Annotated in this window: 12 protein-coding genes, 1 tRNA gene and 1 pseudogene; 9 read left to right on the top strand and 5 right to left on the bottom strand. The window is 62.0% G+C overall.

The genetic code is table 11. The annotated features are described in order from the left end of the window. The 8 genes and pseudogenes from WBG82_RS08925 to WBG82_RS08890 form a co-directional block, all read left to right on the top strand. A pseudogene (locus WBG82_RS08925) lies at window positions 1-1,014 on the top strand (heme biosynthesis protein HemY); the annotation flags it as partial. Beyond that, window positions 1,008-2,060, top strand: coding sequence for an alpha/beta fold hydrolase (locus WBG82_RS08920; protein WP_424423915.1), 1,053 nt, complete (start codon window positions 1,008-1,010; stop codon window positions 2,058-2,060). The pseudogene WBG82_RS08925 and the gene WBG82_RS08920, both read left to right, overlap by 7 nt. A gap of 105 nt (window positions 2,061-2,165) precedes the next feature. Then, window positions 2,166-2,241, top strand: a tRNA-Thr gene (locus WBG82_RS08915). A 214-nt stretch (window positions 2,242-2,455) separates the two neighbouring features. Next, entirely contained in the window at window positions 2,456-3,784 is a 1,329-nt protein-coding gene (locus WBG82_RS08910) for a class I SAM-dependent methyltransferase (protein WP_424423913.1), read from the top strand. A 12-nt stretch (window positions 3,785-3,796) separates the two neighbouring features. After that, window positions 3,797-4,726, top strand: a complete 930-nt coding sequence (locus WBG82_RS08905) for a GDP-mannose 4,6-dehydratase (protein ID WP_424423910.1) — start codon at window positions 3,797-3,799, stop codon at window positions 4,724-4,726. A gap of 27 nt (window positions 4,727-4,753) precedes the next feature. Further along, a complete protein-coding gene (locus WBG82_RS08900; protein ID WP_424423907.1) occupies window positions 4,754-5,962 on the top strand; it encodes a glycosyltransferase family 9 protein in 1,209 nt (402 codons plus the stop codon). 86 nt (window positions 5,963-6,048) lie between these two features. Continuing rightward, entirely contained in the window at window positions 6,049-6,951 is a 903-nt protein-coding gene (locus WBG82_RS08895; RefSeq protein ID WP_424423904.1) for a hypothetical protein, read from the top strand. Window positions 6,952-6,972: 21 nt separating this feature from the next. Continuing rightward, window positions 6,973-7,263 carry a hypothetical protein gene (locus tag WBG82_RS08890; RefSeq protein WP_424423902.1) on the top strand — a complete coding sequence of 97 codons (291 nt, stop codon included), beginning with the start codon at window positions 6,973-6,975 and terminating at the stop codon, window positions 7,261-7,263. A 12-nt stretch (window positions 7,264-7,275) separates the two neighbouring features. Here WBG82_RS08890 and WBG82_RS08885 read toward each other — a convergent pair whose 3' ends face one another. The 5 genes from WBG82_RS08885 to WBG82_RS08865 form a co-directional block, all read right to left on the bottom strand. Further along, complete coding sequence (locus WBG82_RS08885; RefSeq protein WP_424423899.1) at window positions 7,276-8,199, bottom strand: FkbM family methyltransferase; 924 nt, start codon at window positions 8,197-8,199, stop codon at window positions 7,276-7,278. A 152-nt stretch (window positions 8,200-8,351) separates the two neighbouring features. Then, a complete protein-coding gene (locus tag WBG82_RS08880) occupies window positions 8,352-8,975 on the bottom strand; it encodes a hypothetical protein (RefSeq protein ID WP_424423897.1) in 624 nt (207 codons plus the stop codon). Then, window positions 8,972-9,379 (bottom strand): hypothetical protein, encoded by a 408-nt coding sequence (locus tag WBG82_RS08875; protein ID WP_424423894.1) that lies wholly within the window; start codon window positions 9,377-9,379, stop codon window positions 8,972-8,974. Before WBG82_RS08875 ends, WBG82_RS08880 begins: the two co-directional genes overlap by 4 nt. After that, complete coding sequence (locus WBG82_RS08870) at window positions 9,376-10,383, bottom strand: AAA family ATPase (protein WP_424423891.1); 1,008 nt, start codon at window positions 10,381-10,383, stop codon at window positions 9,376-9,378. Before WBG82_RS08870 ends, WBG82_RS08875 begins: the two co-directional genes overlap by 4 nt. A gap of 114 nt (window positions 10,384-10,497) precedes the next feature. After that, window positions 10,498-10,974, bottom strand: coding sequence for a pyridoxamine 5'-phosphate oxidase family protein (locus WBG82_RS08865; protein ID WP_424423888.1), 477 nt, complete (start codon window positions 10,972-10,974; stop codon window positions 10,498-10,500). 194 nt (window positions 10,975-11,168) lie between these two features. Here WBG82_RS08865 and WBG82_RS08860 point away from each other — a divergent pair, with 194 nt between their 5' ends. Then, window positions 11,169-11,732 carry a copper chaperone PCu(A)C gene (locus WBG82_RS08860; RefSeq protein WP_424423885.1) on the top strand — a complete coding sequence of 188 codons (564 nt, stop codon included), beginning with the start codon at window positions 11,169-11,171 and terminating at the stop codon, window positions 11,730-11,732. The last annotated feature ends 174 nt before the right edge of the window (window positions 11,733-11,906 follow it).

Below are 11,906 nucleotides of genomic sequence, written 5' to 3'. Positions count from 1 at the left end.
ACGCTCTGGGCGGCGCAGGCCGTCTTTGAAATCGAGACGTCGCAGGAGGATTGGGACAGTGCCCTTCAGACGCTCGACCGCATGCTGTCGGCAAAGCTCATCAGCCGCGATGCCGCGCGGCGCCGCCGCGCCATTCTTCTCACCGCGCAGGCGCTGACGGCGGAAGAAGCCGCGCGCGGGCAACTCGGGTCTGCACGCGAGGGGGCGCGCGAAAAGGCGCTGTCGCTCGCGCGCAAGGCCGTTTCGATAATGCCCGATTTCGTTCCGGCAGTCGCGCTCGCGGCGAGGCTTTGCGGCGAGACGGGGCGGGTGCGGCGTGGGGCGAAGCTCATCGAGGATCTCTGGGCGCGGGCGCCGCATCCCGATCTCGCCGACGCCTATATGAACCTCGTCGCCGGAGAGAGCGCCTATGACCGCTGCAAGCGCGTGCGGCTTCTCGTCGGGCGCAACCGCAACCATATCGAGAGCCGGGTGGCGCTGGCGCGGGCGGCCATCGGCGCGCGCGACTGGCTGACAGCGCGCGGCGCGCTCGAACCTCTCACCGCCGGGCAGGTGGAGGAGGCGCCGACGCAGCGCATCTGCGAACTCATGGCGGAGATCGAGGAAGGCGAGCATGGCAATCGCGGCAGCGCGCGGGAATGGCTCGCGCGCGCTCTCCATGCGCCCGAGGATGCGGCCTGGACGGGCGAGGGCTATCGCTCACGGCGCTGGTCGGCGATCAATCCGGTGACGGGCGAATTCGACGCGCTCGAATGGAAGGCGCCGGGCCTCCGGCTTCCTTCCCTCGTGGCCGCGCCCGCGCCCGAAGTAGCCCCAGAGACAACGCCTCCAGCCACCCCGGAACAGCCCCTTTCGCCTGTCCCGCAGGCGGCCGCGTCGGCCGCTGCCGTGGCGCAGGCGCCCGCCGGGCGCATGACGGAAGGGCCGGACGCACTTGCCTTTCCCCCGCTCCTGCCGGACGATCCCGGTCCGCTCACGGATGATGCGGAGGAAGAGGGAGAGTCCAAATGGTGAAGCGCATTTTCCAGGGTGTGGGCGTTCTCGTGCTGCTCGCGCTTGTCGTGATGGCGGTTTCGGTCGTCCGCTTCGACAAGAGCAAGGAAGAGCTGCTGCCGAAATATGCAAGCCCCGCCTCGCAGTTCATCGCGCTCCCCGACGGCGCGGTCGCCCATGTGCGGGACGAGGGGCCCCGGGATGGTCCGGCGCTCGTTCTCATTCACGGCTCCAACGCCTCGCTCCACACATGGGAGCCATGGGTGAAGCTTCTCGGTGGCAAGTACCGTGTCGTCACCATGGACATGCCGGGCCACGGGCTCACCGGCGCCGTGCCCGGCGACGATTACAGCCGCAGCGCCATGGTCGCCTTCACGCATGAGGTGGTCGGGAAGCTCGGCCTCGGCCATTACGCGATCGGCGGCAATTCGATGGGCGGAGGCGTCGCCGCCGAATATGCGGAGACCTATCCGGCCGAAGTGTCTGCGCTGATCCTCGTCGATGCGGCGGGCATTCCGAGAAAGGCAGAGGCGGGAGAAAAGCTGCCGCTCGGCTTCCGCCTCGCGCGCATGCCGGTGCTGAACAAGATTCTTCTTTATGTGACGCCGCGCTCGATCTTCGCCGAAGGGCTGCACAAGGTCTTCGTCGATCAGTCGAAAGTGACCGAGGAGATGATCTCCCGCTACTACGATCTGGCGCTTTACGACGGCAACCGCAAGGCGACGTCCATCCGCTTCCGCACCCCTTCGAATGACGAGGCGGTGGCCGAAAGGCTCGGCGCGATAAGGGCGCCCACGCTCATTCTCTGGGGCGACAAGGACACGCTCATCCCGGTCAAAAACGCGGCCGAGTTCGCCCGGCGTATTCCCGGCGCCAAGGTCGTCATATATTCCGATGTCGGGCATGTGCCGATGGAGGAAGTGGCGGAAAAGAGCGCGGCCGACGTGGCGGCCTTCCTCGACGGGGCGCTTGGCGGCGAGAAGGCCGCCGCGCCCGGCCTGCCGGCCGAAACGGCGCCCGTTCACCACGATGGGCAGATCGAGGTCCTGCCGCTGAGCCCGGAATAGCGCGCGCCTGAAATCCCGGCCCCGTCACCCTCAATCCTGTTGCCAAAGCGCCTGCCCCGGGGTATCTGAAGGGCCCCGAGAGACAGGTTCGCCTGCGCCTCCGGCGCCGCTTTAGCTCAGTTGGTAGAGCACCTCATTCGTAATGAGGGGGTCGGGTGTTCGAGTCACCCAAGCGGCACCATTAATATCAATCACTTACTCCTTGATGCCGCAACCCCTCGCCCGAAGGGCGCATACCTCATGGCCACAACGCACGACGACTGAACCATAATCTGGTTCCTGACGTTCAGATGCTGTAAGAGGGAATCTTCTGCCAATGCGGCGATGAAGCCGGGTACAGGCTGAACGGCCTTGCCTCGGCACCTGATTCGCCAATCGCCAATGGGGGGTTGCGATTGCATCCGCGCTACAGACGTACCTGCCGCGTTTGCGGTTCGCCGGATCTTGCGCCGGTCATTGATCTGGGAGGACAGTATCTCCAGGGCTCCTTCGTGAAGCCCGGTGTATTGATGCCGCCGACGCGCAAATTGCCAACGCAACTTGTACGCTGCGACGTAACGCGCAATGAAAATGGTTGCGGCCTGCTACAGCTCGCGCATTCGTTCCCGCCCGAAATTCTTTATGCGAATTATTGGTATCGTTCGGGCACCAATGCGACGATGCGGAACCATCTTGCAGGCATCGCGAAGAGTGCATTGTCCCTGGTGAGCAAATCCAACCCGACGGTTCTGGATATCGGGTGCAATGACGGCACGCTGCTTGCGAATTATCCCTCCGAAAGCCGACGCTACGGCGTCGATCCGTCCGACATCGCGCGGGAAATCAAGGACGGTACGGTGGTCATCAACACGATCTTCCCCTCCGAGCAGGCGATCGGCATCCTGCCCGAGAGAGGCATAGATATCATTACATCCATCGCGATGTTCTACGACCTCGAGTCGCCCGTCGATTTTGCGATGAACATCGAACGGCTTCTCAGCGAGGAAGGCATCTGGGTTTTCGAGATGTCGTACCTCCCGTTGATGCTCCTGCAAAATTCGTTCGACACGATTTGTCACGAACACCTCGAGTATTACAGCCTTGCCGCGCTTGAGGAGATCGCCCGGCGGGCCGATCTGCGCATCTTCAAGGTCGCCATCAACGACATAAATGGCGGCAGCATCCGCTGCTACGCATGCCGCGCGTCAAATTCAGAATATGGGACCCCGGAGGACCGTGCCGGGCTTCACAGGCTGAGGATCAGAGAGTTCGAGATGGAACTCGACACTGACGCGCCATATGTGATGTTCCAGAACCGGATCGACCGGCTAAAGGACGAGCTCAATTCGTTGCTCTTCAACATTCGTGCGCAGGGGAAGCGCGTGCACATCTATGGCGCGTCGACCAAGGGCAACGTCTTGCTGCAATGGTACGGCATCAATCGCGTCATGGTCGATTGTGCGGCCGACCGGAATCCAGACAAGGCCGGATCCCGTACGCTTGGGACCGACATACCGATCGTTTCGGAAGAAGAATCTCGCGCGGCAAAGCCCGACTACTACCTCGTGCTTCCGTGGCATTTCAAACGCGAGTTCCTCGAGCGCGAGCGCGAAATGATTTTCGCCGGCACGAAGATGATATTTCCTCTGCCGGAAGTGGAGGTCGTGACGAGCGATAACTACGAGACGTCCCTGGCGGCTGCGAAGCAAGGGACCGAATACCTCACACAACTCCTGCTCGGCTGACAGGCAAGGCCCGTGCCCCGATCTCTCGTCCTCGGTGTCAACGGCCAAGACGGCAGTTACGTTGCGGAAGCATTGCTGCGCAGGGGGCATGAGGTCATTGGTATCGGAAGGGGCGGGACGAGCCGCTATGTCGGGTCGTCCCCGAATTTTAGCTATGCCGATCTCGACCTGAGAGACAATGATGCACTGGCCGGATTTGTTGCCGAGGCCAGGCCGGATTTCGCCTTTCACTTCGCTGCCGTCCATGGGGCCGCAGGGTTCCATTACGAGCCGGTCGTGGCGGACATGCTGGCGGTCAATGTCACCGCTCTGCATGTCCTGCTGGAGCATGCGCGGCGCGAGGCGCCCGGAATGCGAATCATCTATGCCGGCTCGTCGAAGATCTTTCCGGCGCCGCTTGCCGGTGTGATCGATGAGCTGACGCCTGCAAGAGCGACCTGTCTCTACAGTATCGGCAAACTTACAAGTCGGGACCTGATCGCCTTTTACCGATCGCAACATGGCATTGCCGCGACGAACCTCATACTTTTCAATCATGAATCGGCAAGGCGGCCGGCGCGGTTCTTCCTCCCGACAATTGCCCGGGGTATCGCAGAAACTCTGAGCAATCCCCGACACAGCTTCAGGGTGCATACGCTCGACTTCTGGATCGACTGGAGTGCGGCCGAAGAAGTCGCAGAGCTGGCTGTCGAGATTGCCGAGCGGTCGGACGAGGGCGAATTCGTGTTGGCCTCGGGCATCGTCCGGCATGCGCGTCTGGCCGTAAGCGAATTGTTTGCGAAGTACGGACTTGACGCCGAGCGCCATGTCCTCACGTCTCTTGAGCCGTCTGATCCCGGCCCGTCTTTCAGTGTCTCGCTTGCTCGGCTCGAGCGGGCCATCGGACGCCGGCCGGCAAAATCGCTGCAGGACATTGTCGCTGACATGATTGCGTCCGTTTAACTGCGTCGAGTAAGTGAGGGTTGTAAAGTGGAGCGTGTACTTCTTGCGCAGCTCGGCGCCAAGGGAGACTGTCTTTATGCAACCATCCTCGCCCGGCAACTCCGACAGGACTTCCCGGATGCGCAAATAACCTGGGCGATCTTCGATCAGAATGCGGACCTGCTCGCCAATAATCCGCATGTCGACGAGATTTGGGAGATACCGCTGGCAGATCGAGGCCAGACAGAGACCATGTGGCGGATTTTTGAGCGTGAAGCGCTTCGGCGTTGCGCAGGCGGGGAATTCGATCGCGTCATTTTCTCCCAGATCGCCCCGGAAAACTTTCAGAATTATGACGGCACGGTCCGGCCAAGCATATTGCGGGCATACGGCAGACCAATCACTGTTCCGATTGAAAGTGTGATCAACCTCACCAGTGATGAGATAGGTCGTGTCGAGCAATATGTTCGCGACCAGTCACTCGAAAAATTCCGACACCGAATTCTTTTCGAATGTACAGCGCAGAGCGGGCAGTCCTTCGTGAACCCCGATCTCGCGCAGGCGGTCGCTGCCGAGGTCTATGCGAGGCTTCCCGATGCGACGGTCATATTCACCACGCATCTTCCGATGAAGCTCAAGGACGACCGATCTCGTTACGCTGGGACGTTGTCTCTGAGGGAAGCAGCGCATCTGACCCATCACTGCACGCTCTTCGTAGGTTCCGGCAGTGGCGGCACCGTAGCGGCGTCGTCGACGGCTTCGGCTCCGCTGCCAATGATTCAACTATTGAAGAAGTCCACCTATGTCTATGCGTCATTCGCCCATGATTTCGAGTATTTCGACATAAGAGATCGCGCGGTCCTCGAAATGACGGATGAACACCCTGCCAGGATCGCCGACTGCATCGCAGCAGTTTGCCGAGATGGGATTGCATTGGCTTTCGAGCGTTTCGACGCCCGTATTCCCGTCGGATTCGATCATTACTTCAAGAGTATCGAGACGTACCTCTTAAGCCGGCACCGCTATCTCGACGCCGCCCGTTCGCTGACGGCGACGGCCCGCCGATATGGCTGGACCGCGGAACTCATTCGCTTCGGCGAGGAGCGCGTGGCCCGAAATCTGGCTCTCGATCCTCGGTGGCTGTTCCTCTCCAACCGTCATGAAGGCGAACGGTTCAGGGCGTCTCTCGCCGATGCGCGGGCGAACCCTGTCTGTGTCGCCCGGCAGGGACGATGGCGGGACGAAAACGGGAGGTGAGAGCGATGATGCGAGACCCGATTACACGACTATTTCGTCGAAGGCGCAGGCGCAAAAGCCGGAAAGAAGCGTACACGCGTTCGCTCATGGCCGACACACTCGATCGTAATCTCTTCTTGCAGGGCCAGATCGCCGGGCGGATGGTCGATCAGGCAAAACCGCTTCGTGATTTGAGCGAGGCCGAGTTCCGTGTCTACTCTCAATGGGGCGAGGACGGAATAATCGACTGGCTCGTGTCACATGTGGCCCCGATCCATGACCGCTTCGTCGAATTCGGCGTCGAGACCTTCAAGGAAGCGAACTGTCGTTTCCTTCTCCGGCATCGCAATTGGAAGGGTCTGGTTCTGGACGGCAGCGACGATAATATGGCCGCGCTGCGCGACGATCCCATATACTGGATGCATGATCTGACCGGCCGGGCTGCGTTCGTCACCGCAGAGAATATCGACGAACTCATTGTCTCATCGGGGTTTGGAGGGCCGCTGGGCGTATTGTCGATCGATATCGATGGCAATGATTATTGGGTGTGGCGTGCGATTGAAAGTGTCACGCCTGACATCGTCGTCTGCGAAGTAAATCCGATTTTTGGCGACTCGCGAGCAGTGACTGTTCCCTACGATCCTGGATTCCGCCGCTTCGCCGCACATTCAAGCGGTCTTTACTTCGGCGCTTCGATCAAGGCGCTGGTGCATCTCGGGCGGGAAAAGGGCTTCACATTTGTGGGGACGAATTCGATGGGTATCAACGCCTTCTTTGTCCGCGATGAACTGGCCGCTCCCGTTCTTGAACTCCTTCACGATATAAAGGCGTTTCCGCCGCGTCATCGCGACAGCCGCAATGAGGGGGGACAACTATCTTTCGTCGGCGGCACGGCGCGATTTGATCTCATTCGCAATATGCCGGTCGTGGATGTTCTCACGGGAGAGCAACTGTTTCTGCGCGATCTGCAACAACCCTATTCGGAAGAATGGTTGAAAGCGTTGAGCTGACGCTTTTGAAGGGATGCTTGCATGCTTAAAAAGATAAAATCCGCGGTCAGGAAACGGAGCAGCCGGAAACTGAACGCGCAAATCGATGAATTGCGAGTCGCGGTTGCCGCGCTGCTCGCTGCCGGGCAAACGCCGAACGGCTCCGTGAAAAGCCCCAACGATATAGATGCAGTGCTGCTACATGCAGCGTCGGCGCATATCGAAATGGAGCGCCTCAATGGGTTATACGAGGCAACGATTGCACGGGTTGCTGCGGTCGAGGTGCGCCTTCGCAGCCTTGAAGAGCGGCTCAAATCCGATAGCGGGAGGTAGGTTCTCTCGCAATCAAGCCGTAGTCTTCTTCATCAGCAGCAGCGTTGTGCCAATGCCTTCCGCATAGCGGTCGTAGAGCTTCGCCAAAGCGTCGATAGGTTGAGTGTGTGTCTCGCCAGCACCGAAATCCACAAAGTGCGAGAACTGCGCCTCGGCCTCCTTGCGGAATATCTCGGCACCGCCCGTTCGTTTCATGCCATAGGGCCAAAACTCCGTGAATGCCGAGTTGCATTTCTCCAGGAAGTTCCGTGCGCCCCTCAGCACGTAAGGTTCAAATCCCTGTACGTCCATGTGCAGGAAGCACGAAGCGGGATCAATGCCGAGTTCTGCCAAAGTATCGTCAAGCGTGCCAAGCTTCACGGGGATCGTTTTGCGGTTTTCTTCGGAATAGCGATTGGCTACCGCCGCGGCGTGAGTCTGTTCCCTGATGCGGTGATCGCCGAAATTGTCCGGCGCAAGCTCCAGTTCCGCAAGACCCGACTTTTCTCCCAGCGCCATATTCATTAGCTGACATCTGTCGCCATAACCGTTTTCATGGATATTCATCTCCAGAAATCGAAAATTGACCGGATCGGGTTCAAAACAGACGGCACGGTTGAACAGGCCCGAATTCATCGCATAGATCGTATGGGTGCCTATGTTCGCTCCGACGTCGAGGAAGACGGCGTTGTCGGGCAACTCTATAACTCCGGCCGTTATCGCGGCTTTGAGCTGCAAGAAGTCGTTGAAATCGAACTCGCCTGCCGAGAACAATGCGAAGCCGATAACGCTGTCGCCAGGCTTTACCCAGAACGACCCGTGCGGTGTTTCGAGGAGAACTGCCTTGCAATTTCTTTGGGCCAGATAGTCCCAGACGGCCTTCGCCTTAGGCGCGCGACTCTTAGTCCGCAAGCTACGGTCAACGCGCTTCCGGATTTTTTGGAACAGGCGAAACATTCAGAATTCCATCCTCGCGTTGGCGCCGGGCCTTTCGAAGCGACTCGGAAATTATTCGCTTAATGGCTACGTCCATCGTTTCGCCGGCTCAAGCGGAACGGGTGGGAAGCGTCTCCAGGACGAAGTTCCGGCGATTGCGGCCCGCCAGCGCATCATGACCAGCGGTTTGTCGGGAAATATCTGAGGTCGTTTCCCAAGCGGTAGAGATAGGCGAGGTAGCGCTCGGCGGGAACCTCGCGGGCGAAGAGGATTTCCGCAAGCTCCTCCTCGCCGATGGGGAAGGGGAGAAAGCCGATATAGGCCGCGCCGAAGGGCACGGCGGCGTCGACATGGGCGCCGAGTTCCGCGAGCCAGTTCTCGAGCCGCTCACGCCAGGCGGTGTCGAGCCCGCCCGATGCCGCATGGGCCGCATGGGCGGCATTGGCCGCCAGGGGCCGGTCGGCCGCGCAGGCGCGCTCGAGCGCCGCCATGGGCAGGGCGAAGACGACATAGGCCTTCTCGCCGCTCGGCCCCGCGATCACCTCGGCAAAGCTGCGGCAGGGTATGCGCGCGCCATTGGGCAGCCTTGCCACGCCGTGGCGCCAGGCCGGATGCCTCGCCGCGCCTTCGGCGGCGAGGTTCTCGTTCGCCGCCACGCCCTCCGCTGTCGCGAGATCGGCATGGCTCCAGAGCGCGTCGACCGCGCGGGTGAGGCGCTCGTCATGCGAGCCAAGATCGATCACGAGTTCGTAGTATCCGCCAGTGCCGAACTCGGTTGCGCCGCGCATCGTCTTCAAGCCGGTCTCCGCATGTCCTTCGGACCGCTCGCCGGCCCGTCGGGTCCGTGGCATGTGCCTTCCTGTTTCATGCAGGCGCAGCCCGAAAGCTCGTTCTCGGCCAGCGCCGCCAGATGGCTGTCGAGCGCCGCCATGAGAAGATGCTGCATCGGCATCTGCAGTTGCGCCGCTGCGATGGAGAGACGGCGAAAGCGGTCGGCGTCGACCCTGAGGGTGAGGCGGTGAGCGAGGCCCGCGCCCATGTCGTGAGGCTGGGGGGCGAGCGGCGCAAGCGGCTCCGGCTCGGCCCAGCCATTGGCGAGGATGTCTCGCGGGGCGGTTCTCTGCGGCGCGGGCGAGGGGCCTGCATCTCCCTTGCGGACGAGCAGGCTTCCCGTGATGGAGGCAAATTTACGCTGGCTCATCTGAATTTCTCGAAATTGCCGGGCATGAGCGATGAAGGCTGGGCGCCGGGCTTCGGCATGCGGTCGGCATTGCGGCGGCCGAACACGCTCACCCGGCGTTCGGGCATGCCCGCGGGCGGGCGCCCGTCGGGGTTCTTGCGCCGCTCCTCGCCGCTTCTGCGCTCGATGCCGTTCGGGCCCGAGGGCACGGCGAGGAGGCCGGCATCATGCCCGGCGGGAATGGGCGGCGGCTCGACGGCGAAATGGGGCATGGGCGCCTCGCGCATGGGCGGGACGGGTTCGTCCGCCTCATCCGCAACGGCATCGCCTGCCGGAGAGAGAGCGGTGAGGGTTCTGACGCTCGCATCGGCGTGATGGGGCGCGGCGAGGCCATGGGCGCCGGTGATGCGGGCAAGCCTGCCGCCGATATAGGACCAGAGTTCCGCGATCTCGCGGGCCGAGCGGCCTTTCGGGTCGATCTCGCCGATCGTCTTGCCGTCGATCATGCTGGCGGCGAAATCGACGCGGTGGTGGAGCGTGACCGGCGCGACGGTGCCGTGCTGGGACAGCGCCACGGCCGATTCGCCCGTGATGCGCGCCCGCGCCGTGGCGGCGTTCATCACGAAGACGAGCGGCTTGCCGTGCCGTTCGGCAATGTCGATCGTCGCGCCCACGGCGCGCAGATCGTGCGGGCTCGGGCGCGCCGGGATGACGACGAGATCGGCATGAGAGACGACTTCCGAAATCGAATGGGTGATCGCGGGCGGCGTGTCGATGATGGCGAGGCGAAAGCCGTTCATGCGCAGATCCTCGAGGCCCTCCTCGAGTTCCTCGACGGCGATGCGGGCGAAGGCGGGGGCGGAGGCGGCGCGCGCGTTCCACCAGTGGGAGAGCGATCCTTGCGGGTCGGTGTCGATCAGCACCACCGGGCCGGCGCCGTTATTTTCCGCCTCGACGGCCAGATGGCCGGAGAGAGTGGTTTTTCCGGAACCTCCCTTCTGGGAGGCGAGAACGATGATGTGCATTTGAGGGCGGCGCTCCAGTCGGTACGAGCTTGCGTCGCCTCCATCAAAAGACAGCTCCTTTTAAGCTTCCGATAAGAAAAATGTTCAAATTGCTAACCACAATTATCTCAAAATCTATCTATCCGCCGGGGCTGCCGGGGGACGGCGGCCCGCTAGTTCCGTACCCGGAATATCGACGATGCGCCCGAAACCGGCGATGAGATGCGCGCGTTCGACCGACATGGCGAAGAAGCTGAAATCGGTGAAATCGATATAGGCCGCCGCCTCCGGATGCGCTTTGAGGAAGCAGGCGCGGAAGCTCTCGTCGCGATGGGCCGAGACCGTGCCGATGAGGCTTGCGCGCGTTTCCGCGAGCGGGTCGGCGGCCGATGTCGCGCGGGATTGGAGCAGGAGCGAGGCGCGGCGGTCGTGCAGCAGGTTCCGCGTGTGACGCGCGAGGCGGGAGAAGAGGAATAATGGCAGTCCGTTCCCCGCGGTCGTGAGCGAGACGAGCGAGGCATAGGGCGCGCCGCCGGGAAGCAGCGTGGCGAGCGTCGCCGTTTTCGCCGCGGCGAGAAGCGCGAGGATTTCCTCTCGTGTGTCGGTGGGCATTGCCAAATCCTGGTGCCAAATCCCGGTTGCCTCAGACCGCCGGCGCCGCCGGAAGCGAAGCACCATTCCTATCATATCAGCCCGGGCAATCCCGGCCTGCGTCAACTCCGCTCACCCCCGCGTGACTCGCGCTCGGCCCGCGCGGGCGCTAGTGTTCCGGTCAGACCTTCCCCCCTCCGGAACATGAGGTTTCCATGTCGTTCTCGCTTCGCCGTCCGGTCCGGACACCGCACGTCCTTGCCCTGTGTCTGCTGGCCGGGCTTTCGCTCATGGCCTCGGCGCCCGCCGCCGCGCAGGACTTCAAGCTCGGTTCGCTCACCATCGAACAACCCTGGGCGCGGCCGACCATCGCGAAGACGGGGGCGGCCTATTTCACCATTCGCAATGACGGCACGTCGGACGACGCGCTTCTGAGCATCGAGTCCGATGTGTCGATCAGGGTCGAGGTCCATGAAATGAAGATGGACGGCGCGGTGATGCGCATGCGCGCGGTCGAGCAACTTTCCGTTCCCGCCGGGCGGAGCGTGGCGCTCGCGCCGGGCGGCTATCACGTCATGCTGATCGGGCTCAAGGCGCCGCTGAAGGAAGGAGAAACATTTCCGATGAAGCTCGTCTTCGAGAAGGCCGGAACGGCGGAGGTGACGGTCAAGGTCGCGACGCCGGAGGAGATGCGGAAGGGGCAGTCGATGCCGGATACGAAGCCGGGCATGAATTCCGGCGGTTCCGGCGGACAGATGCCCGGCATGGACATGCACTGAGCGCCGATCATCCGCTTGCGGTCTATCGCATGAAGCGCCCCCGCCGCGAGGCGGGGGCGTATTGCGTCGCGGCATTAATTGTTGCCATGCCGCAAAGAATTTTTCGCGCCGCAAGAACCGAAGCGGACCTCCCGGTTTCACATAAGAGCGTGTCAAAAATGCCATAGGTAGGCT

This window comes from Parvibaculum sp. (assembly GCF_049671045.1).
Classification (GTDB): Bacteria; Pseudomonadota; Alphaproteobacteria; order Parvibaculales; family Parvibaculaceae; genus Parvibaculum.
The sequence above is the reverse complement of the archived record's forward strand: the minus strand, read 5'-3'. Positions and strand labels throughout refer to the sequence as shown.

Bases quoted from the DNA above. Each gene is read 5' to 3' on its own strand.
- WBG82_RS08920 (WP_424423915.1), top strand. From the start codon at position 1,008: ATGGTGAAGCGCATTTTCCAGGGTGTGGGCGTTCTCGTGCTGCTCGCG.
- WBG82_RS08895 (WP_424423904.1), top strand. From the start codon at position 6,049: ATGGCCGACACACTCGATCGTAATCTCTTCTTGCAGGGCCAGATCGCC.
- WBG82_RS08890 (WP_424423902.1), top strand. From the start codon at position 6,973: ATGCTTAAAAAGATAAAATCCGCGGTCAGGAAACGGAGCAGCCGGAAA.
- WBG82_RS08885 (WP_424423899.1), bottom strand. From the start codon at position 8,199: ATGTTTCGCCTGTTCCAAAAAATCCGGAAGCGCGTTGACCGTAGCTTG.
- WBG82_RS08875 (WP_424423894.1), bottom strand. From the start codon at position 9,379: ATGAGCCAGCGTAAATTTGCCTCCATCACGGGAAGCCTGCTCGTCCGC.
- WBG82_RS08870 (WP_424423891.1), bottom strand. From the start codon at position 10,383: ATGCACATCATCGTTCTCGCCTCCCAGAAGGGAGGTTCCGGAAAAACC.
- WBG82_RS08865 (WP_424423888.1), bottom strand. From the start codon at position 10,974: ATGCCCACCGACACACGAGAGGAAATCCTCGCGCTTCTCGCCGCGGCG.
- WBG82_RS08860 (WP_424423885.1), top strand. From the start codon at position 11,169: ATGTCGTTCTCGCTTCGCCGTCCGGTCCGGACACCGCACGTCCTTGCC.